Here is a 21770-nt window from a genome sequence, read left to right as displayed (position 1 = left end):
CGCGGGCCGTACCGGTGAGGTCAGGAGCTCGGCGTGGCGCTGGGCGACGGGGTCGCGTCCGGGACCACGGACTGCTCGGCGCCGGCGCTGGCGCTCGGGGCCGGCGTCGGCACGGAGGTCGGGATCGGCGCCTGGTCGGTGGTGGTGTTCACGCCGCCGGCGCAGTCGGCGCCGAACTCGGGGGTCTCGGCGCTGTTGTTACGGTATTTGGCGATGTATTTGGCCAGGCGCGGGTCGTCGGCGCTGTCCAGCTTGAGCTGCTTGTTCCAGGAACTGGCCACGACCTTGGAGGACAGTCCCGGGTAGGGACTCATGAGCATGTAGTCCTTGCCGGAGACCATCGCCTTCAGCTTCTCCACCTGGTCCTTGGGCAGGTCCGGCTGGTAGGTGATCCACACGGCGCCGTGCTCCATCGAGTGGACGGCGTTCTCGTTGTTGATCGGCTTGTCGTAGACGGAGCAGGTCTGCCAGGCCGGGTTGTGCTCGCCGCCCAGCGGAGGGTTCTCCTTGTAGCTGACCTTGGTCTGGACGTGCGCGCCGCCCGGGTATTTGGCGCTGGTGACGGCGTCGAGCGAGCTCACCGCCCGCTCGTTCACCAGGTAGAAGCCGACCACCCCGGCGAGCAGGACGATGACGGCGCCACCGACGCCCCACATCAGGAACGCGGTCCGGCGCTCCTTGCTCTTCTGCGCCTGACGCATCCGGGCGATGTGTTCCCGTCTCGCCTGCGCCTTTTCCTTCGTCATCGACCCTCCAGCCGGCAACCAATTTCGGGTCACACTATGCCCTACCGGCGTGTGTGGAGGATAAGCGAATCACAGCGCATGATAGAGCGACGATTCTCCACAGTGGGTAGTCTGGGCAGGCGATGGAGACCCCTGTTCGAGAAATCCCGAAAGCCCGGCGCCGTGCGGCGCTCGGCGTGCTGCTCGGTTGCCTGGCCGCGGCGGCCGTTCTGCTGTTGGTCGTCGGCAGGGGCGCGGCCCCGACCGACGCCTCGGCCGAGGCGGGGTTCGCCCGCGACATGTCCGTCCACCACGCCCAGGCCGTCGAGATGTCCTTCATCGCGAGAGACGGCAGCAAGGACGAGTCGCTGCGGCGGCTCGCCTACGACATCATCGTCACGCAGACCGCCCAGCGCGGCATGTTCAGCGGCTGGCTGCAGCAGTGGGGGCTGGAGCAGTCCAGCGAGCGGCCGGCGATGGCGTGGATGGCCGGCCACGGCCACGGCGGAACGCCCCAGACATCTGCCCCGATGCCCGGCATGGCCAGTCAGGAGGAGCTCAAAAGGCTCCGCGCGGCCACCGGCAACGATCAGGAGATCCTCTTCCTGCAGCTCATGATCCGCCATCACGAGGGCGGCGTGCAGATGAGTCAGGCGCTGTTGAAACTGTCCGACCGCGACGAGGTGGCCACCATGGCCCAGCACATCGTCAACGGTCAGGCGGGTGAGATCAATCTGATGACCGACATGCTGAGGCAGCGCGGCGCCCAACCGCTGCCTTCCATCCTTAAATAGCGTCGGCGCGTCCTTGCGCGGCCGGTTTCCGGCCAGGGCAGCATGGGGCCAACCTGGCCGGAGGAGACGAACATCATGGTGAACGACGAGCCGGAGAACCGCCTGGAGGTGAGCATCTCCGCCGAGGTCGAAGCGGGCCAGTACGCCAACTTCGCCTCCGTCTGGCACACCCAGGACGGCTTCGTCCTGGACTTCGCGGTGATCACCAGACCACCCCAGCTCGCCAACGACCCCTCTTCGGGGCAGCACTTCGTCAGCGTGCCGACCCGGATCGTCAGCCGGATCCGCATCCCCCCGAGCCAGGTGTTCGAGCTGATGAAGGCCCTCGAACAGCAGCTCACCGCCTACGAGAACGAGACGGGCCACAAAAACTGATCCGCGGGGACCGGCCGCCCCGGACGCGGCGCCCCCCGGCGGATCACCGGGTGCCCTTCAGGGCAGGCCGATCGCCCTGCGCGCCGAGGCCATCAGCGCGGCGGTGCGCTCGGTGGCCTGCGCGGCTCCGGCGGCCAGCAGCCGCGACAGCTCGGCCGGGTCGGCCGACAGCTCGGCGTGGCGCTCCTGGATCGGCCGCAGCGTCTCGACCACGGCCTCGGCCGTGTCCCGCTTGAGCGCGCCGTAGCCCTCGTAGGCCAGCGACTCGACCGGCCGCCCCGAACAGACCGCGAGCAGGGTGAGCAGGTTGGAGACGCCGGGCTTGTCCTGAGGGTCGTAGCGCACCTCGGTGCCGGTGTCGGTCACCGCGCGCATGACCTTGCGACGGATGTCGGCGGGCGGGTCGAGCAGGTAGATCGTCCCGGCGGCCGAGCCGTCGGACTTGCCCATCTTCGAGGTGGGCGTGGTCAGGTCCATGACCCTGGCGGCGATCTGGGGGTGCACGGCCTCGGGCACGGTGAAGGTCTCGCCGTAGAGGCGGTTGAAGCGCAGGGCCAGGTCACGGGTGAGCTCGACGTGCTGGCGCTGGTCCTCTCCCACGGGCACGAGGTCCACCCGGTGCAACAGGATGTCGGCGGCCATCAGCGCGGGATAGGTGAGCAGCGACAGCCGCACCTCCTCCTGCTGGGCCGACTTCTCCTTGAACTGGATCATCCGCCGCATCTCGCCGAAGTAGGCGGTGCTCTCCAGCAGGTAGGCCAGCTCGGTGTGGGCGGGCACCTGGGACTGGATGTAGACCAGTGACCGGTCCAGGCCGCAGGCGAGCAGCAGGGTGGCCGCCTCGCGGGTGCGCGCGCGCAGGGTCTCCGGGTCGTGCTTGATGGTCAGGGCGTGCAGGTCGGCGACCGCGTAGACGCAGTCCGCCTCGTCCTGGAGCCGTACGGCGGGCATGATCGCGCCGAGGAGGTTGCCGAGTGTGAGGTGGCCGGTGGGTTTGAACGCCGAGAAGACGCGCTTGGTCATGGTCTCTCCTTGCTGGGAAGGGACCGCCGCGCGCCCGGCCGTGCACAACGCGGAACGGCCGCCGGTTCGCGGCGGCCGTCTGGTGTGCGCAGTCTGGACTGGCTAGCGGGTCCGCCGAGGGGCGGCCCGCCACAGACCCAGACTGTGCGTGCTCATGCGGATGAGTGTATCTCCTCGGCCACGGCGGCGGCAAAGGCGTCGACGTCGGCCTCGGTGGTGTCGAAGGCCGTCATCCAGCGGACCTCGCCGGTGGCCGCGTTCCAGACGTAGAAGCGGAAGCGCTTCTGCAGGCGCTCGGTCACGTCCGGTGGCAGGATGGCGAAGACCGCGTTGGCCTGCACCGGGCGCGGGACCTCCACCCCGGGGATCTCCCGGACCGCGGCGGCCAGCCGCTGGGCCATGGCGTTGGCGTTGCGGGCGTTGCGCAGCCACAGGTCCCCGGCGAGCAGCGCCTCGAACTGGACCGAGACGAACCGCATCTTGGAGGGGAGCTGCATGGAGGTCTTGCGCAGGTAGCGCAGGCCGCGGACGGCGTCGGGGTTGAGCACCACGACGGCCTCGCCGAACATCATCCCCGCCTTGGTGCCGCCGAAGGACAGCACGTCCACGCCCGCGTCCGTGGTGAACGCGCGCAGCGGCACCTCCAGCGCGGCGGCCGCGTTGGTGGCGCGGGCGCCGTCGAGGTGGACGAGCATGCCGAGCTGGTGGGCGTGGTCGCAGATCGCCTTGATCTCGGCCGGGGTGTAGAGAGTGCCCAGCTCGGTGGTCTGCGTGATCGAGACGACCTTGGGCTGGGCGCGGTGCTCGTCGCCGAAGCCCCACGCCTGCCTGTCGATCAGGTCGGGGGTGAGCTTGCCGTCCGGGGTGGGCACGGTGAACAGCTTGAGCCCCGCCGACCGCTCCGGCGCCCCGCCCTCGTCGGTGTGGATGTGCGCCGACTCAGCGCAGACCACCGCCTCCCACTGCGCGGTCATCGCGCGGAGCGCGACCACGTTGGCGCCCGTGCCGTTGAACACCGGCCAGGCCTCGGCCGCCGGCCCGAAGTGTCCCTTGAAGACCTCCTGCAGCGCACCGGTGTACACGTCGTCGCCGTAGGCGATCTGGTGGCCCTCGTTGGCCAGGGCGATCGCCTGGAGGATCTCCGGGTGCACCCCGGCGTAGTTGTCGCTGGCGAAGCCCTTCACCAGCGGGTCGTGCCTGCGAATCGCGTCCGTCACTTCTTCCCCTTGAGCGGGGCGGCCGGTGGTCGGGGACCGGCCGCCGTGGTGCGTGTCACGCTCACTCGCGTGTGAGGTCCACCCGGGTGCCGTTGGCATCGGTGTCCCAGAGGCCGTCGATCGCCTCGGCGAGGTCGTCGACGTCGGTGAAGCCCGGGAACTTCCGTTCCGGGCTCGCCTCGCGCATCGCCTTGTTCACGAGCGCCTTGACGACCAGGATATTGGCCGTCGCGTCCGTGCCCTCCAGGGCGTCGGCGAAGGCCAGCGTCCAGGCTTCGGCGGCGGCCTTGGCGGTGCCGTAGGCCGCGTTGCCCTGGGTGGGGCGCTCGGCCGCCTTGGCGGAGACGACGGCGAAGCGGCCGCGCTCGCTGGCCTTCAGCAGCGGCTCGAAGGCGAGCGTGACGTGCTGGAGGGTGCGGATCAGCAGGTCGTGCAGGAGATCCCAGTCTTCCAGCTTGGTCTCGGCGAAGGTCTTGGAGCCGCGCCAGCCGCCGACCAGGTGGACGATGCCGTCCACCCTGCCGTGCTCGGCCTCGATGTCGCGGGCGAGCTTCTTGACGGCGTCGAAGTCGAGCAGGTCGACCGCGAGCGTCCCCTCGGCGCCGGACTTGTCCACGCCGATGACCGTGTGCCCCTTGTCGGTGAAGCGGCGGACGGCGGCCTGGCCCGCGGGACCCGCCGCGCCGGCAACAAGAATGATCATGCTCGGATCCCCTTCGTGGATTCGACGACGTCGCCGAGCTTACGGCGCAGGGCCTCGTAGAACATGCTCAGGGGGAACTCGTCGGGCAGCACCGCGTCGACCACGGCCTTGGGGAACCCCTCGACCGGCAGCGCCTCCACGCCGCGGTTCCAGACCGAGGCGGGGTGCGGCTCCACGTAGGCGGCCACGAGCTGGTGGGCGGCCAGCCAGTGGGCGAGCTTGGAGCGGTCGATGCCGTCGCGGTAGAGCTTCTCCACCTCGCTGCGCAGGTCGGCGACGCCGTCGGCGAGCCGGGCCCAGTCGACGCTCAGCCGGTTGTCGGTCCACCGGACGATGTCGTTGCGGTGCAGGTAGGCGAACAGGAGCTGGCCACCGAGGCCGTCGTAGTTGCGGACCCGGTCACCGGTGATCGGGAAGCGGAAGAGCCGGTCGAACAGGATCGCGAGCTGGACGTAGCGGGCGTGCGGCACGCCCTCCTGCTCCAGCTTCACGGCCTCGCCGAACGCCGTGAGGTCGCAGCGGAGCTCCTCCAGCGAGTACAGCCAGTACGGCATGCGCTGCTTGATCATGAACGGGTCGAACGGCAGGTCACCGTGGCTGTGGGTGCGGTCGTGGACCAGGTCCCAGAGCACGAAGGTGTCCTGGGCGAGCTCCTGCGACTCGATCAGCCGGGCGGCGTCCGGCGGCAGCGCCAGCTTTAGCGTCGCCGCGGCGGCCTTGCTGACCGCGCGGAACCGGGCGGCCTCGCGGTCGCAGAAGATGCCGCCCCAGGTGAAGCGGGGCGGGGTCTCCCGGACGGCGACGGTCTCGGGGAAGAGCACCGCGGAGTTGGTGTCGTAGCCGGAGGTGAAGTCCTCGAAGGCGATCGGCACGAACAGCGGGTTGTCGTAGCGGGTGTTCTCCAGCTCGGCCAGCCACTCGGGCCAGACGGTGCGGATCCAGACGGCCTCGATGTAGCGGAAGGTGGTGCCGTTCTGGGTGTACATCGGGAAGACGACCAGGTGCTCCAGGCCGTCCACCCGCTGGGTGTCGGGGTGGAAGGCGTTGAGGGAGTCCAGGAAGTCGGGCACGCCCAGGCCCTGCTCGACCCACTTGCGGAAGTCGGCGACGACCGCGGTGAGGTAGGCCTCGTCGTGCGGGAAGCGCGGGGTGAGGCCGTCGACGTGGTCGACGATCTCGGAGATCAGCGCCACCGCCCGGTCGCGGTCGCCCTCGATCGAGCCGTCCTTGGCCTGCAGGGGCTTGAGCGCCTCCACGGCGTCCTTGAGCCCCTGGAAGGCGGAGCGGGCCTCCGACTCCTTCGTGGCCGCCGAGGCGGGGACGCGCGCGGCCCAGGTGACGAGGTTGCCCCAGAGCGCGGCGTGGTCGTAGTCGCCGATGGAGTCGTCGCCGAACAGGTCGGAGTCGGCGAGGACCACGACGCGGCCCTTGCCGTGCCGTACGGCCACCGCCAGGGGCAGGCCGGCGGGGTCGGCGGTGGACGACGTCCGGAACAGCACGGCCGCGTCCTCGGGGGCGACGAGCACGCCGGCGCGGTAGAAGCAGGCGCGACGGGCGCCGGCGAGGAGGTCCTCGCCGGCGCTGTCACCGGGGGAACCCAGGACCCAGGAGGCCACGCCGTTGTGGGCGTTCCTGGGGTCCTGGACGGTGGTGTGCTCGACGCCGACGCCGAAGCGGGCGAGCAGCTCGTCGAGGTTGCTGCCGTACTTCTCCTGCTCGCACTCGGCCAGGACGACCAGGCCGCCGCCGTCGGCGACGTAGGCCTCGACCGCGTCGAGCTCCTCCACGGGGAAGACGGGGCTGCCCAGGCCGGTGGTGCGCTCCCAGCGGTCGGCCGAGGGGTGCGCGATCACGAAGACGTCGTTCGAGCCCAGCAGGGCGGGAGTGATCGGACCCTCGGTGTGCGCGGCCACGGTGTGGCCGAGCCTGCGCAGGAGCTCGGCGGCCCGCGCGTAGCTGTTGTCGTCGGGGTGTCCCGGATTCATCGTCTCGGCCACGTCCCGCCGGATGGTCCAGGACTCGTTGTGCGCCTCGTCGAACAGCACACGCGGGAAAGCTCTCACGATAAATCCTCCCTCAGATGAGACCCAATGACGAAAAATATACACACTATGTCCCGGTATGGACACATCCCTTATTGCTGAACCTGGCAGACCGGCCGGGACGGCACCCGGGGCCGGATCCCGGCCGTCCCTGTCGGCGCGGCCGGACGGCGACAGGCCGGCTGTAAAGCTCGCTTGACACAAGGGAAGTGTCAAGGGTACTTTCCACGTCGAGGGTTATGTAAAAGGAGCTTTACATTGTGGACAACGACGTCAGGGAGTTACGGAGCTCCGCAGGGCTCTCCCAGCAGGCCCTCGGGGAGCGGCTCGGGGTGTCCCGACAGACGATCAACGCCATCGAGCAGGGCCGCTACGATCCCTCGCTCCCTCTCGCCATCCGGTTAGCCCGGTTCTTCGGCCGGGCCGTCGAGGAGGTCTTCCACTGTGACGACTAGACGCTGGTTCTTCGCGGCCTTCTGCTTTCTGCTCGGCCTGCTGATGGGCGTGCCGTTCATGGTCCGCGGCGAGGTCGTGTTCGGACTCGTGCTCGTCGGCATCATGGCCGGCTACGCCGCCGTCCTCCTGCTGACGCGCAGGCGCAGCGAGACCATGGCGATGCTGACCGGCGAGGTGGGTGACGAGCGGCGCAGGCTCAACGAGCTGCGCGCCCGCGGCGCCATGGCCCACGTGCTCCTCACGATCCTGATGGGCGGGTTCCTCGTGCAGATGTGGCGCGGCGAGGATTACCTGCTGTTCGCCTGCCTGGGTGCCGCCGCGGGCGCTTCCTATTCGATCGCGCTCTTCTACTTCTCCCGGCGAGGCTGACCCCCTCCTGATGCCAGGCGTCGCGTCCCGTCCAACCCCTGGGAGGCAGGAGTTTCATGTTCAAGCGGGACGGCCTGGCGTTCACCCCGGGCCAGCTGTCGGTCGCCGCGGTGGCGGCGGGACTGGCCGCACTCATCGCCTCCGTCGTCGCGCCCACACCGCCGCGGCTCGGGCCCGCGACGACGGGTGACCGCGCGCTGGCCCAGGCCGTGCGCGAAGCGGCGGGATCCGACGGCTACCGCGCCCTGTCCGTGGCGCTGATCGAGAACGGCGTCATCCGCACGGCCGGGGTCGGCGACACGGGCGGGCCCGTCCCACGTCCGGTCGACGCGTCCACCCCGTTCGAGATCGGCTCGGTCCCCAAGGCGTTCACCGGCATGATCCTCGCCGACATGGCAGCCCGGGACGGCCTCGACCCGCGTTCGCCGGTGCCCGGCCTCAGGGACTCGATCACCTACGAGGAACTGACCAGCCACCGCTCCGGCCTCCCCCGGCAGCCCGGCGGCCTGGGCATGCTCGCCAGAGCGATCGCCGCGAACTACAGCCATGGCAACCCCTACGGCGGGCAGGACGTCTCCGACGTGCGCGAGGCGGCCGGCTCGGCCGGGCTCTCCGGGCGCGGCAAGGTCTCCTACTCCAACCTCGGCGTGGCGGTGCTCGGAGACGCGCTCGCCGAGCGGGCGGCTCTCCCCTACCCCGAGCTGCTGAAGCGGCGGGTGCTGGAGCCCCTCGGCATGAAAGCCACCACCACGTCGGCCCTGCCGACGGGCAGGGCGCACGGTTACCTGCAAGCCGGACACGAGGCGGACCCGTGGGCGGGCACGGGCTACCTCCCGGCGGGCATCGGCATCTGGTCCACCAGCGCCGACCTCGCCCGCCTCGCCGACGCGATGCTCAGGGGCAGCGCCCCGGGCTCCGACGCCGCGACGCCGCGCTTCACCCAGGACCAGACCCGTCGCATCGGCTACGGCTGGTTCACCACGAAGACCAACAAGGGCCAGGTCACCTGGCACAACGGCGGCACCGGCGGCTTCAGCGCGTACGTCGGCTTCGACCGTGACAGCCGGCGCGGCGTGGTCGTGCTGGGCAACACCGACAAGAGCGTCGACCACGTGGGCCTGCGGCTGCTCGGCCACGACGCGCCGGAGCCCTCCCCCAGCACCCAGGCCCTCATCGCGATCGCGATCACCCTGCTCCTGCCCCTCGGCGCCGCCCTGACCGCGTGGGAGCCGGCGACCCGCCGCAGGCCGACCCGGAACCGCCCCCCGGTCGACCGCCTCGGCGTGGTCAACTCCACGACCACCGCCGTCGTGATCCTCTGGATGGCCTGGCTGATCGGAGCCTGGGGCACGCTGCCCTCCGCCCTGTTCGTCCTCGCCACGGCGGCCACGGCGGCCGGCACGGCCCTGACCCTCACCCGCTGGCGCGACCTCCCCGCGGCTCGTCAGCCCGGCCGCCGGCTCCCCTCCCTCTTCGGCCTCCTCGTCAACATCGCGATCGCCACAGCCCTCCTCCTCGCGACCTGACCCTCACAGACCACCGCCCGGCGACTGCTCACCCGCCACGGCGTCGCCCTCCGGTCCGCAGCCGGCCCTCTCCGGGTTGACGGCCCCGGCCGGCCGCCCCATTATGAACACACGTTCATGAATAAGCGTTCATAACGAGGATCGTACGGACGTCAGGGAGCCGGCGCGGCCGTTCGGCAGCGCCCAGCCGGGAGGAATCCGATGAATTCCATCGTCAACACCGAGCAGGCCGACGCCTGGAACGGCTACGAGGGCAACCACTGGGCCGATCACCAGGACCGCTACGACGCGGTGAACAGCGGGTTCAACGAGCCCCTGCTCGCCGCCGCCGCCATCGGCGAGCGGGACCGGGTGCTCGACGTCGGGTGCGGCAACGGGCAGCTGACGCGGCTGGCCGCCCGGCGGGCGCGGCTCGGGCGCGCCACCGGGATCGACCTGTCGGCACCGATGCTCCAGCGGGCGCGTGCCAGCGCGGCCGGCGAGGGCGTCGGCAACGTGACGTTCGAGCGGGGAGACGCCCAGATCCACCCCTTCCCCGACGCGGGCTTCGACGTGGCCGTCAGCCGGTTCGGGGTCATGTTCTTCGCCGACCCGGTCGCCGCGTTCGCCAACATCGGCCGCGCGCTGCGGCCGGGGGGCCGCCTGGCCTTCCTGTCCCTGCGGGAGATGAGCCGCAACGACCTGGGCGCCGTCTTCGCGGCGATGGCCGAGCACCTCCCGCCGGGGCCCGGTCCCACCGGGCCGGAGAGGTCCGGGCCGGAGTCGCTGGCCGACCCGGACCGCGTCCGGGAGGTGCTCACCGGCGCCGGTTTCGAAGGGGTGACCTCGGTGCCCGTCGAAGCACCCCAGGTGTGGGGCCGGGACGCCGAGGACGCGGGCCGCTTCCTCGGCGCCTGGGGCCCCGTCCGCTTCCTGCTCGGCCAGGTCGACCAGGCCGCCGCCGCCCGCGCCCGCGCCGCGCTCACGGCGGCGCTGCGGCGCCATGAGGAGCCCGACGCCGTACGGCTGCGCGGCGCCGCCTGGCTGGTCACCGCCACCCGCCCCTGACCGCCCGCTCGGCCACCTGGCCCCGGCCATCTGACCACCGCCGGGGTCCGGCCGGCCGCCGGGCGGCGCCCCGTCCGCCCGGCGGCGGCCGGGCCACGACGCTCACCACTGAAGGCTCACTACTATGCGATGTGATGTCACCGAGAAAAGCGGCCGCGCTCCGTGACGGCGACGGCGGCCAGAGCCTGCGCGAGCACCTGATCGCCGCCGCCGAACGCCTCATCTCCCGGCGCGGCACCGCCGGGCTCACCGTGCGCGACATCGCCCGCGAGGCCCAGGTCGCCGACGGCGTGCTCTACAACCACTTCGCGGGCAAGGAGGAGCTCCTCGCGCTCGCCCTGCACGCCCACGTCGAGAACGTCGAACGCGAGCTGGGCGAGCTGCCCTCCCGGGCGGGCGCCGGCACCGTCGAGGACAACCTGCGCGCCTACATCGCCCACGGCGTGGCGCTGCACGCCGCGATCATGCCCGCCTTCGCGGGCCTGGTCGCCCGGCCCGAGGTGCTCACCCTGTTCGCCGGCCTGCCCAATCCCGTCGGGACCGGACTGGGGCTGCGGGCGGCCCTGGCCGGATATCTCCGCGCCGAGCAGGACCTGGGCCGGCTCAGGCGGGAGATGAACGTCGAGGCGGCCGCCACGATGATCGTCGGCGCCTGCCACGAGCTGGTCCTGCCCGGCCTGCTGTTCCACGGCTCCGCCGCGCCCCCCGTCCAGGTCCCGCCGGGCTTCGTCGACGACCTGGTCACCGCCGTCCTGAACGGCATCGGCCCGGCCCCGACCCGCTGAGAGCCGACGGCCACCCGGTCGAACCCGTATCCGTCGTCAAGCGCGACTCACTCACCCTGCCCCGGTAAGGCGATTCCTGCGCGCTCCTGCGCGCCCAACACCGGTGATCGGGACGAGACCCGCGCTCACCGGCGGGCCCCCTCCGTAACGCCTCCGGCTGAGACCCGCTTACCCCGCGAAGGGGACGGCGGGTCCGCCCCGCGGCGGACGACCCGGCGGGAGAGGGGGGCCTACCTTCCTTGCGACAGTCCCGCACAGGCAAGGAAACTCCCCATGTTCAAAGACTCCGCCGACTTCCGCCGCGTGGCCGCCGGCACGCTGCTGATCGTCGCCCCGCTGCTCCAGGCCGTCGCCGTCGTCCTCGACCCGGGCACCTGGGGCGACGACCGCGAGGCGGTCAGCTACGGCGTCAACCCCGTCCTCGCCCAGATCGAGTCGGCCATGTACCACTGGGCCTACCTGCTGATGGGCCTGGCCGCCCTCGGCCTGCTGCACGTGACGCGCCGCCGCTCGGTGGTCTTCGGCCACATCGTGGGCCCGCTGACCGTCCTCGGCTACATCAACCTGTCGGGCCTGCTCCTCAGCGACCCGGTGGAGTGGTGGCTCGGCCGGCACTACAGCCCCGAGGAGGCCACCCGCATCATGGAGGAGATGCTGAACCTGCCCGGCTTCGTCTTCGGCTTCCAGATGCCGTGGATCTTCTTCGCGATCCTCGGCCTGCCGATCCTGCTGATCGGCGTCTGGCGCGCCGGGTTCGCGCACTGGTGGGTCCCGCTCGTCGTCGGCGTCGGCTACGGCACCTCGCTGCTGATCCCCTACGGCCCGGTGACCGTCGCGATGTGGGTCGCCCCGGCGGTCGCGCTGGGCTCGCTCGGCGTCAAGATGCTCCGGATGGGCCGCGAGGAGTGGGTCTCCTTCTACCCGACCGCCGCCCCGGGCCGGACGACCCCCGACTCGTACGCGAACACCACCGCCTGAGCCCGGTCGCGCAGATGGAGCTTCATCAGCACCCGCGCCACGTGGGTCTTGACCGTGGCCTCACCGACGAACAGCTCGCCCGCGATCTCGGCGTTGGTCAGGCCACGGGCCAGGAACCGCAGCACCTCCAGCTCGCGCGGGGTGAGATCGGCGAGCTGGGGCGGGGGCGCGGGGTCGTGACGGCCGGCGAAGGAGGCGATGACCCGGGTGGTGACGGCCGGGTCGAGCAGCGCGTCGCCGCCGACGACGACGCGGACGGCCTCCACGAGCTGCTCGGGCGGCGACACCTTGAGCAGGAACCCGCTGGTCCCGGCGCGGAGCGCGGCGTAGAGGTTCTCGTCGGTGTCGAAGGTGGTGAGCATGACGACCTTCGGCGGGTCAGGCCAGTCGAGCAGCTGCCTGGCCGCGGTGAGCCCGTCCATGCGCGGCATGGAGATGTCCATCAGCACGATGTCCGGCCGGGTGCGGCGGGCCACGGTGACGGCCTCGATCCCGTCGGCCGCCTCCCCCACCACCTCCATCCCCGGCTCGCTCTCCACGACGAGCTTCAGCCCGGCACGGACCATCGCCTGGTCGTCGGCGATCACGATACGGATGCTCACTTCTTCTCCTCGCCCAGCGGGTCGCCGGCCCCTTCAGCGGGCCGCCGTGTCGTCAGCTCATCTGGTCCGCCCATCGGCGAGCACCTCCTGGGAGATCGGCAGGGTCGCGTGGACGCGGAAACCGCCCTCGGGGCGGGGGCCCGCCTCGAACACGCCGCCGAACAGCGCGGCACGCTCGCGCATGCCGATCAGACCGTTGCCCGTCGACAGCCCGGGGGCGGCCGTGCCGCCGCCGTCGAGCACCTCCAGCTCCACCGAGCTCGCGCGGTAGGCGATCGAGATGCGGATCTCGGACTCGCCCGCGTGCTTGACCGCGTTGGTCAGCGCCTCCTGCACGATGCGGTAGGCGGACAGGTCCAGCCCCGGCGCGAGCCGTACCGGCTCGCCGGTGACCTCCAGCGTGATCCGCAGCCCGGAGGAGACGAGGGTGCTCACCGTGCCGGCCAGCAGGTCCAGGCCGGGCTGCGGGATGGCCTCGTCGAGCGGCATGCGCAGCGCGCCGAGCATGACGCGCAGCTCCTCCACGGCCTCGCGGCCCATCCGCTCGATGCCGAGGAGCACCTCGCTGTCCCCGCCCTGCGTACGGCGGAGCACCCCGGCCTGCATGACCATCATGCTGACGCTGTGGGCGACCACGTCGTGCAGCTCCCGGGCGATGCGGACCCGCTCCTCGGCGACGGCCTCGGCCGCCTGCCGCTCCCTGTCGCGTTCCACCTGCGCGGCGTGGTCGGCCAGGCGGCGGATCCGGCCGGCGTGGGCGTGTACGACGAGGCCGGTGAGATAGGCGGCGCCGAAGATGACGGTCAGGAAGACGACCTCGTCGAAGGGGAGCCGGCGGTGGTCGACGGCGCCCGAGTCGAAGACCAGCATGCCGGTCACGGCCCAGGCCAGGCCGGGCCGGAAGGGGAGTTCGGCGCCGATCGTGTGGAAGACGAGGAGCAGGGAGGCCAGCTGCCAGACCTGGCAGTGCTCGTAGCCCTGCCGGTGCCAGGCGTACTGGGCGAGGATCATCAGGATGTAGACCGCGACCGGCGCCTTGCGGCGGAACCACACCAGCACGCCGGTGACGAGCGCCTGGCCGATCCACCACAGCTCGGGGGTCTCGGCCGCGCCGTACTCGGTGGCGACGGTGAAGGCCTCCAGCGTGCCGAGAGCGGTGATCCCGCACCCGATGAGCAGATCGATCTTCGACACCGTGCGGAGGTGCCGGGTGAGCGACACCGTGCGGAGGTGTCGAACAGAGGGGAGGGGAACCGCCATGCGGGGAGACTAAGCCCTCGCGTCCTCATTTCATATAGGACAAAACGCCCAGACAAGCCGGTTGCAAGTGGGTCACAAGTCACGACACCTGGAAGGACACGCTCCGCACGAACCGGTTGGCCAGCCCGTCGTCACACCTGCCGGGCGCACAGAAGTAGATCATAAGCGCGGGTTCGTCCGGCCGCTCCACGGCCCATCCCATGAACTCCAGCTTGCCACCGCGCTGCGGATCGGTGATCGACCCCTCCAGCCGTACGGCGGGCCTGCCGCCCACCAGCACCTGGACCACCTCGGCGTAGACGTTGACCGTTCCGGGCAGCGAGGACTGCAGGGTCTCCTGGAGCTGCTGCGCGCCGCCGCGGGGGTCGAGGGTGTCGAGGGTCTGCGCGTAGAGGCCGGTGGCCTCCTCCGGCGTGTTCTTGATGATCTCGTTGACGGCCGCCCAGTCGGCGGTGACCGGCGTGGCGAACAGCGCGTCGAACTCCCCCGCCTTCGGCGAGGCCACCATGAACACGTCCGCGTGCGGGCGCGGGGTCCAGCCGCCGGGGTGCTCGAAGGAGATCGGCACCGCGGCCGAGCCCGCGTAGGGCACCCAGTCCTCGCCACCCCGCAGGAACGTCGCGACAACCCCCACCAGCGCGATGATCGCCACGATCGCGGCGGCCGCGCCGATCAGGATGCCCCGGCCGCCGGGCCCGGCCCCCTTCTTCTTCTCCTCGCGGGTGCCGCGGCCGGCCCCGGTGTCGCGGACGAGCTGGTAGGACTGGCCACTGATCGCGTCACGGAGTTCGGCGACGAACTGCGTGCAGGTGTCGTAGCGCTGCTCGGGCGACTTGGCCAGCGCCCGCGCCATGACGCCGTCGACCTCCAGCGGGAGCTCGGGCCGGAGCGTGCTGAGCGGGGTGGGCGACTCGGCCAGGTGCGCCCAGAGCAGCGCGATCTCGTTGTCGCGCTGGAAGGGCAGCCGTCCGGCCAGCGCCTCGTAGACCACGCAGGCCAGGCCGTACTGGTCGCAGCGGCCGTCGATGTGCTCCTTGTTGATCTGCTCGGGGGACATGTAGCGGGGAGTGCCGATGAACTGGTCGGTCTGGGTCAGCCCGGAGATCGAGGTGCGGTGCTTGGTGATGCCGAAGTCGGTGAGGTAGGCGTGGTCCCCCTCGGTGTGGCCGGCGATCAGGATGTTGGCGGGCTTGACGTCGCGGTGGATCAGGTCGTGCGCGTGGGCGGTGTCGAGCGCGGCGGCCACCTGGGCGAAGATCCGGTTGACCTGGCTGATCGGCATCGGCCCCTGGTCGTAGAACAGGCGGCGCAGGTCGGGGCCGTCGACGTAGCGCATCGCGATGTAGAGCGTGCCGTCGGCGGCGGAGTCGGCCTCGTAGATCGGGATGATGTTGGGATGGTCCATGCTCGCGACCGTCCGCGACTCCAGGACGAAGCGCTGGCGGAAGCGGTCGTCCTCGCCCAGCAGCGGATTGAGGATCTTCAGGGCCACCCGGCGGTTGAGCCGGGAGTCCACCGCGAGGTAGACCACGGCCATGCCGCCCTTGCCGATGACGTCCTCGACGTAGTATCCGGCCACCTCCTGGCCGATCAGCGCTCGCTCGTTCACGGCCGTCACGTCTCGGAGGGGTGGCCGCAGTAACCGCAGAAGCGGTGCGCGGGGCCCAGCCGCATCCCGCAGGCGGTGCAGTATTTCTGGCCCGCCGGGTCGGCGGCCCTGCCGTCGGGCTGCCCGTGGGCGGCCGGGTCGGCGGGCCTGGCGCCCGGATCTCGCGCGACCAGCACGGGCCGGCCGGGCGAGGTGGCGGAGGTCTTGGGCAGCGCGGGGAAGGAGCGGCTGACCACGACCGTGGGGTCGGCCGTCTCCCCGGGGGCCGGACGGCGGAGCGCGGGTGGCGGCGGACCGGCCTCCCCGGGCCGGGTGTCCCCGCCCCGGCTCACGCCGGAGCCGCCCTCCACCGGCTCCGGCGGGGACCTGCGCCTCCACAGCAGCAGCGCGCCGACCACCACGGCCGCCACCAGCACGCCGCCGGCGGCCAGCAACGGCCACAGCGGCGGCCCGGCGTCCTCGTCCTCGGTGGCGGCCGCCGCTCTCCTGGTCCCCTCGTCCTCGGCGGTGCCCCGCTTGAGCTGGGACGTCTTCAGGTGCGCCGCCGCCACGGTGTGCCCGGGATACAGCTCCAGGACGCGCTGGAAGGCGGGCACGGCGTCGCCGTAGTATTTCGTGTGGAAGCGGGTCAGCGCCTGCTCGAAGGCGGCGTCGATCGGGCCGCGCCGGGGCGTGACCTTGGCCTCGGCCAGCGCCTTGGCGATCTCCCGGACGCCGATCATCCGGCCGTCCTCGCCGCCGCCGATCAGCAGCCCGACGACCTCGCCCTTCTTGTCCTCGATCACCGGCCCGCCGAGCAGCCCCCTGTCGACGAGGGCGCCCAGCTTCCGCGGCTCGTCGACCTTGTTCTCGGGGTCCTTGAACCGCCGGCCGCCCTCACCGGCGCCCCCGGCGCGCAGATGCGCGATGTCGACGGTCTCCGGCAGGTCGGCGGCGGGCCGCCCGGTGAATCCGGCGACCGCCACCGGCGAGCCCTCCTTGCCGGGGACCGCCGCCGCGAGCGGCGCCGTGGGCAGGCCCGCGCCGCCGTCGGCACGCCCGACGGGCATCAGCACGGCGGGGCCGTCGGGCCTGGAGTCGGCATGGACGATCTCGGCCCTGAACCCCTCCTCGTCCGCAGGGGAGATGTTGGGGAAGACGCGGATCTCGGTGGTGACGTCGACGATGCAGGTCGCCGTGGGCTGCTTGGGCGGGTAGCACTCCTGCAGGTGGTGGTTGAGCCGGTCGTCCTTGACCGTGTGCCGCTCGAAGTCCAGGGGGATCTTGACCTTGTGGTGCTCGGCGAAGATCTTGTTGGCGGCGTACACCGCGACGTCCTTGCCGGTCTTGACCACCCGGGTGAGGGTGACGACGCCGCCTTCGGGGTTGACGACGGTCCCGGTGCCGCCGCCGATGGGCACCTTGTAGCTCCGCTCCACGTGGACCAGCTCGCCGATGTGGTCCAGCAGGGTGATGTCGACGTGCGCCTGCGCCTCGATCCGGACGACGGCGGGGGTCACCAGATCGGTGATCCCGCTGGGGTGCTCGTGGGCCAGCGCAGGGGCGGTCGCGGCGACCGCCAGCACGAGGCCGCCGAGGAGCGTCAGAGCAGATCCGGACCGCCGCATCGCCACTCCAAAGGGGGATAAGGACAGCGTGGCAACCGTAGTGCAGAAGTCAATAGAACGGCGGATAGACAAGCGCTTGCTAGGGGAAATAATCTGCGCTCCGTGAGCGAGCGGAGCGGGCGGACGGACCGGCGGGCGGGCGAGCACGGCGGCGGAGGCGGGTCCCGCCCCCGGGGCGGGGATCCCATGGGCGGGGATCCCATGGGCGGGGATCCCATGGGCGGGGATCCCATGGGCGGGCGGACGGGCGGGCCCGGCGGCCCGCCGGACGGGGAGGGCCGGTGAGCCACTCGATCGGGGTCGACGTCGGCGGGACGTTCACGGACGCGGTGCTCAGCGGGCCGGACGGCGAGATGACCGTCGCCAAGTGCCTGAGCACCCACGACGACCCCGCCGACGGGATCGTCGCCGCGGTCACCGCGGTGCTGGGCCGTACCGACCCGTCGGCGGTGACCAGGGTCGTGCACGCCACCACTCTGGCCACCAACGCGGTCCTGGAGCGGCGCGGCGTCCGGGTCGCCTACGTCACGACCCTGGGCTTCCGCTCGGCGATCCCCCTCGGCCGGTACGCCCGGGTGGAGGAGGACCGCTACGACCTCCGGTTCGACCCGCCCGCGCCGCCGGTCGCGGCCGAGGACTGCTTCGAGGTGCCCGAGCGGATCGGCAGCCACGGCCAGGTGCTGCGGCCGCTGGACGAGGCGGCCGTGGCCCGGGTCGGCGCGGAGATCGCCCGGCGGGGCGTCACGGCGGTCGCCGTCTGCCTGCTGCACTCCTACGCCAACCCGGCCCACGAGCGGCGGGTCGCGGAGATCCTCGGGGCCGTGGTCCCGACCGTGGTGATCTCCTCGGAGGTCTGGCCGGAGCTGCGCGAGTACGAGCGGGCGACCACGACCATCATGTCCGCCTACGTCGGGCCGGTGATGACGGGATACCTGCGGCGGCTGAGCGCGCGGCTGGCCGCACTCGGGATCACCGCCCCGGTGCACGTCATGGACTCCGGCGGCGGCGTGATGTCGGCCGAGCTGGCCGCGCGCCGGGCGGTGGCCACGATCGAGTCCGGGCCCGCGGCCGGGGTGCTGGCCGCCGCGGCGACCGGGTATCCGGACGTGATCTCCTTCGACATGGGAGGGACGACGGCCAAGACCTGCGTGATCAGGGACGGCAGGCCGGAGATCACCCACGAGTTCCACGTCGGCGGGAAGGGCAGCTTCGGCGGCCGCCGAGCCGGGACCGGGGTGCCGATCAAGACCCCCGCCGTCGACCTGGCGGAGGTGGGCGCCGGAGGGGGCAGCGTCGCCTGGCTGGACCCGGCCGGCGCCCTGCGGGTCGGGCCGAGGTCGGCGGGCTCCGAACCCGGTCCGGCCTGTTACGGCCTGGGCGGCGGGGAGCCGACGGTGACCGACGCCAACCTGGTGCTCGGCTACCTCGATCCCGCCTCCTTCGCCGGGGGGACGGTGCCGCTGTCCCCGGAGCTCGCCGGCAAGGCCGTCGACCAGCACCTGGCCGGACCGCTGGGGGTGTCCAGGGCCGAGGCCGCGCACGCGGTCCACGAGATCGCCAACGCCTCGATGGGGTCGGCCGTGCACGTGGTCACCGTGCAGCGCGGCATCAACCCGGCGGGGTCCGTCATGGTCGCCTTCGGCGGCGCGGGCCCGATGCACGCGGCCCGGGTCGCCGCCCGCTTCGGCATCTCCACCGTGCACGTCCCGGCCCGCTGCGGCGTCGGCTCGGCGGCCGGCCTGCTGACCGGCGATCTGTCCACCGACCGCGTCCTGTCGGCCCTGGACGCCGACCCCGCGCAGGTCTTCGCCACCCTCGCCGCGGCCGCCGCCCTCGATCTCGGCCTCTCCCCGGACTCCCCCGGCGTGTCCGTCACGCGCTCGGCCGACCTCCGCTTCATCGGCCAGGCCCAAGAGCTGACCGTCCCCTGGTCCGACTCGCCCGCCGAGCTGGCCGGCCGTTTCTCCGCCCGGTACCGGCAGGTGTACGGCATCGCCCAGGAGGGTCCGACGGAGATCGTCAGCTACCGCGTCCGCCTCACCCAGGCCGCCCGCCACGTGCCCGGCCCGCCCGGCCCCGCCGGCCGCCACACCCCCCGGACGGCCGGCGGACCGGCGGGGGCGGACCGCCCCGGCACGGGCCCCGTGAGGAGCCGGCCGGCCTACTTCCCCGAGACGGACGGATACGTGGAGGTGCCGGTGTTCACCCGGGCCCGCCTGGAGGAAGTCGCCGGACCGGCGATCGTCGAGGACGCCGAGTCGACGATCGTGATACCGCCGGGGTGGACGGCCCGGCTCGCCGAGGCCATGGCCGTGATCCTCACCAGGACGGGCCGATGAGCGGCGCCCCGGACGCGCTCACCGCCGAGGTGCTGCGGAACGCGCTGGTGGTGGCCGCCGAGGAGGCCGGCATCGTGGTGGTGCGCTCGGCCTACTCCACGTTCATCGTCGAGGGGTCGGACGCGTCGGCGGCGATCCTCGACGCCGGCGGGCGCCTGGTCGCGCAGTCGATGGCCACCACGCTCATGAACAGCATGGCGTTGAAGGTCGCGCTGCCGGAGCTGCTGGCGGACATCCCGGCCGGGACCATGCGCCCCGGCGAGGTGTTCGTGCTCAACGACGCCTACCGGGGCGGCGTGCACACCAACGACCTGCTCGTCTACCGGCCGGTCTTCGTCGAGGGCGTCCCCGCCTACTTCACCGCCACGATGATCCACGTCTCGGATCTCGGCGGCCTGTCGGCGGGCGGCATGGCGCCGCTGGCCACCGACGTCTTCCTGGAGGGCCTGCAGCTGCCCCCCGTCAGGCTGGCCACCGCGCGGGGCGTCGAGCCCACCGTCGAGGCGATCCTGCGGGCCAACAGCCGCACCCCGGACAAGGTCATGGGCGACGTGCGGGCCCTCATCGCGGGCACCGCGGTCGCCGCCGCCAGAATGGAGGCGCTGGTCGCCGAGTACGGCCCGGCCGGGCTCGCCCAGGGGATCGACGACTACCTGGACCACACCGAGGCGAGGACCCGCGCCGCCCTGGCCGCGCTCCCCGCGGGCCGCTACGAGGCCGCCTACCTGATCGACGACGACGGCATCAATACCGGTGTCCCGCACACCGTCCGGGTCGCGGTCACCCTGGAGCCCGGCGCGGGGGCCGTGCTGGACTTCGCGGGCACCGGCCCACAGGTCCCGGCGGCGATCAACTCCTCGGCCTCGCAGTCGCTGGCCGCGGCGGTGTTCGCGGTGCGGTGCTTCCTCGACCCGGCCATCGCGATGAACGACGGCTGCCTGCGGGCGATCGAGGTGCGGCTGCCGCCGGGCTCGCTGCTGAACGCCTGCTCCCCCTACCCCTGCGGCGGCCGGTTCGTGCCCATCTACGCGGCGATGGAGGCGATCTTCCAGGCGCTGTCGGAGGCGGTGCCGGAGCGGGCGATCGCGGCGAGCGGGATCCTGCAGCCCTTCTCCATCGCGGCCGTGCGGGCGCCGTACTGGATCCACCTGTCCTACGACTTCGGCGGGGTGGGCGCCCGTCAGGGCAAGGACGGCCCGGACGCGACGGGCGTCCACTTCGGCATCGGCCGCAACTCGGTCCCCCAGGCCGAGCCGGTCGAGACCCGCTGCCCGCTGGTCGTGGAGTCGGTGGAGACCGTCCCCGACTCGGGCGGGCCCGGCCGCCACCGCGGCGGGCTGGGCTCCCGGACGGTGATCCGTTTCCTGGCCGACGCCCACGTCACCACCCGGGGCGACCGGCTGCGCAACCCCCCGCCCGGCCGTTCGGGCGGCCTGCCCGGGCGGGTCGGCGGCTTCTACCGGCGGCGTCCGGACGGCTCGCTCGAACGCCTCGGCTCCAAAGTGAACAACGCCCTGTTCACCGCCGGGGAGGCGTTCGTGATCGAGACGACGGGAGGCGGGGGCATCGGCTCGCCGTACGACCGCCCGCTCGGCGAGATCGAGGCCGACCTCAGGGCGGGCCGGATCACCGCGCTGGGCGCGCTCACCGACTACGGCGCCGCGGTCGCGGAGGACGGCTCGCTCCGGCGGGCGCGGTGACGGTCCCGGTCAGCCGCGCGGGCGCAGGAGCGCGGCGGGGTCGAGGCTCGCCTCGAAGGGGCCGGTGACGGTGGCGACCTGCCCCGCGCCGCACTTCTGGACGAGCCGGTAGCCGTCTCCGTCGAGCTCGTGGATGTAGATCGTCGGCCCTTCGGAGGGCTCCACCCGCCAGTAGAACGGGATGCGGGCGTCGGCGTAGGCGCTGGGCTTCATGGCCCGGTCGCGCCTGCGCGTGTGCGGGCTCACCACCTCGACGGCGAGCAGCACGTCCTGTGGGGAGAAGGCCGCCTCGGTGTCGTCGACCAGCCCGCTCGGCACGACGGCGACATCCGGGATGAGGAGGTCGCCCTTGTCGACACGCAGGTTGATCCGGGAGAGCGGCTGGAGCTCCGGCGGCGCCGCGTCCTCCAGGAGGCACAGCAGGCGCATGGTCACGAGCTGGTGGACGGGGGTGGGGGGCGGGCTCACGAGGAGGCAGCCGTCGAAGAGTTCGTACCGGTTGCCGTCATCGGGGAACCCGAGGAGATCGGCGACGGTGAACGGCGGCCTGCCCGGCAGAACCGTCTGCACGGCAGATCGGTCGAGCTTCTTGGCGATCACCGCCCCAGTATCG

At 72.2% G+C, this 21770-nt stretch carries 20 protein-coding genes; 10 read left to right on the top strand and 10 right to left on the bottom strand.

The genetic code is table 11. The features are described from left to right. Positions 1-20: 20 nt before the first annotated feature. Positions 21-746: a DUF3105 domain-containing protein gene (locus ACZ6R6_RS21240; RefSeq protein WP_470095707.1), complete on the bottom strand. Its 726-nt coding sequence runs from the start codon at positions 744-746 to the stop codon at positions 21-23. 122 nt (positions 747-868) lie between these two features. On the opposite strand from ACZ6R6_RS21240, the gene ACZ6R6_RS21235 reads away from it, so the two are divergent. Then, entirely contained in the window at positions 869-1519 is a 651-nt protein-coding gene (locus ACZ6R6_RS21235; RefSeq protein ID WP_470095705.1) for a DUF305 domain-containing protein, read from the top strand. A 75-nt stretch (positions 1520-1594) separates the two neighbouring features. Next, entirely contained in the window at positions 1595-1894 is a 300-nt protein-coding gene (locus ACZ6R6_RS21230) for a DUF3467 domain-containing protein (protein WP_306857431.1), read from the top strand. A gap of 57 nt (positions 1895-1951) precedes the next feature. On the opposite strand, the gene trpS is transcribed toward ACZ6R6_RS21230, so the two are convergent. The 4 genes from trpS to ACZ6R6_RS21210 all read right to left on the bottom strand — a co-directional run bounded on the left by trpS (position 1952) and on the right by ACZ6R6_RS21210 (position 6900). Then, the gene (gene trpS / locus ACZ6R6_RS21225; protein WP_470095703.1) at positions 1952-2917 is read right to left on the bottom strand and encodes a tryptophan--tRNA ligase; all 966 of its coding nucleotides are present in this window, start codon (positions 2915-2917) and stop codon (positions 1952-1954) included. Positions 2918-3069: 152 nt separating this feature from the next. Beyond that, on the bottom strand, positions 3070-4134 hold the full coding sequence (locus ACZ6R6_RS21220; RefSeq protein WP_470095701.1) for a threonine aldolase family protein: 1065 nt from the start codon (positions 4132-4134) through the stop codon (positions 3070-3072). 61 nt (positions 4135-4195) lie between these two features. Beyond that, positions 4196-4837: an SDR family NAD(P)-dependent oxidoreductase gene (locus ACZ6R6_RS21215; RefSeq protein WP_470095699.1), complete on the bottom strand. Its 642-nt coding sequence runs from the start codon at positions 4835-4837 to the stop codon at positions 4196-4198. After that, complete coding sequence (locus ACZ6R6_RS21210) at positions 4834-6900, bottom strand: DUF6421 family protein (RefSeq protein ID WP_470095697.1); 2067 nt, start codon at positions 6898-6900, stop codon at positions 4834-4836. The genes ACZ6R6_RS21215 and ACZ6R6_RS21210 overlap by 4 nt, the downstream gene beginning before the upstream one ends. 239 nt (positions 6901-7139) lie before the next feature. On the opposite strand from ACZ6R6_RS21210, the gene ACZ6R6_RS21205 reads away from it, so the two are divergent. From ACZ6R6_RS21205 to ACZ6R6_RS21180, 6 genes are all read left to right on the top strand, one after another. Further along, entirely contained in the window at positions 7140-7334 is a 195-nt protein-coding gene (locus ACZ6R6_RS21205; protein WP_470095695.1) for a helix-turn-helix transcriptional regulator, read from the top strand. Continuing rightward, complete coding sequence (locus ACZ6R6_RS21200; protein WP_470095694.1) at positions 7324-7704, top strand: hypothetical protein; 381 nt, start codon at positions 7324-7326, stop codon at positions 7702-7704. Before ACZ6R6_RS21205 ends, ACZ6R6_RS21200 begins: the two co-directional genes overlap by 11 nt. A 56-nt stretch (positions 7705-7760) precedes the next feature. Continuing rightward, positions 7761-9230 carry a serine hydrolase domain-containing protein gene (locus ACZ6R6_RS21195; protein ID WP_470095692.1) on the top strand — a complete coding sequence of 490 codons (1470 nt, stop codon included), beginning with the start codon at positions 7761-7763 and terminating at the stop codon, positions 9228-9230. Positions 9231-9431: 201 nt separating this feature from the next. Continuing rightward, positions 9432-10277: a class I SAM-dependent methyltransferase gene (locus tag ACZ6R6_RS21190; RefSeq protein ID WP_470095690.1), complete on the top strand. Its 846-nt coding sequence runs from the start codon at positions 9432-9434 to the stop codon at positions 10275-10277. 134 nt (positions 10278-10411) lie between these two features. Then, positions 10412-11062, top strand: coding sequence for a TetR/AcrR family transcriptional regulator (locus ACZ6R6_RS21185; protein ID WP_470095688.1), 651 nt, complete (start codon positions 10412-10414; stop codon positions 11060-11062). Between the two features lie 273 nt (positions 11063-11335). Next, entirely contained in the window at positions 11336-12040 is a 705-nt protein-coding gene (locus ACZ6R6_RS21180; protein ID WP_470095686.1) for a hypothetical protein, read from the top strand. Here ACZ6R6_RS21180 and ACZ6R6_RS21175 read toward each other — a convergent pair. The 4 genes from ACZ6R6_RS21175 to ACZ6R6_RS21160 all read right to left on the bottom strand — a co-directional run bounded on the left by ACZ6R6_RS21175 (position 11980) and on the right by ACZ6R6_RS21160 (position 17118). Beyond that, on the bottom strand, positions 11980-12642 hold the full coding sequence (locus ACZ6R6_RS21175) for a response regulator (RefSeq protein ID WP_306857420.1): 663 nt from the start codon (positions 12640-12642) through the stop codon (positions 11980-11982). The two genes, ACZ6R6_RS21180 and ACZ6R6_RS21175, sit on opposite strands and share 61 nt — an antisense overlap. Positions 12643-12699: 57 nt before the next feature. Next, a complete protein-coding gene (locus tag ACZ6R6_RS21170; protein WP_470095684.1) occupies positions 12700-13902 on the bottom strand; it encodes a sensor histidine kinase in 1203 nt (400 codons plus the stop codon). Positions 13903-13981: 79 nt separating this feature from the next. Further along, on the bottom strand, positions 13982-15511 hold the full coding sequence (locus tag ACZ6R6_RS21165; protein WP_470095682.1) for a serine/threonine-protein kinase: 1530 nt from the start codon (positions 15509-15511) through the stop codon (positions 13982-13984). 5 nt (positions 15512-15516) lie between these two features. Next, a complete protein-coding gene (locus ACZ6R6_RS21160) occupies positions 15517-17118 on the bottom strand; it encodes a hypothetical protein (RefSeq protein ID WP_470095680.1) in 1602 nt (533 codons plus the stop codon). A 281-nt stretch (positions 17119-17399) separates the two neighbouring features. On the opposite strand from ACZ6R6_RS21160, the gene ACZ6R6_RS21155 reads away from it, so the two are divergent. After that, positions 17400-19457 (top strand): hydantoinase/oxoprolinase family protein, encoded by a 2058-nt coding sequence (locus ACZ6R6_RS21155; RefSeq protein WP_470095678.1) that lies wholly within the window; start codon positions 17400-17402, stop codon positions 19455-19457. After that, positions 19454-21157 (top strand): hydantoinase B/oxoprolinase family protein, encoded by a 1704-nt coding sequence (locus ACZ6R6_RS21150; RefSeq protein ID WP_470095676.1) that lies wholly within the window; start codon positions 19454-19456, stop codon positions 21155-21157. The genes ACZ6R6_RS21155 and ACZ6R6_RS21150 overlap by 4 nt, the downstream gene beginning before the upstream one ends. Positions 21158-21166: 9 nt before the next feature. Here ACZ6R6_RS21150 and ACZ6R6_RS21145 read toward each other — a convergent pair whose 3' ends face one another. Next, positions 21167-21757, bottom strand: coding sequence for a Uma2 family endonuclease (locus tag ACZ6R6_RS21145; protein ID WP_470095674.1), 591 nt, complete (start codon positions 21755-21757; stop codon positions 21167-21169). Positions 21758-21770 lie beyond the last annotated feature (13 nt).

This window comes from Streptosporangium sp. NPDC048886, from assembly GCF_055586905.1.
The sequence above is the reverse complement of the archived record's forward strand: the minus strand, read 5'-3'. Positions and strand labels throughout refer to the sequence as shown.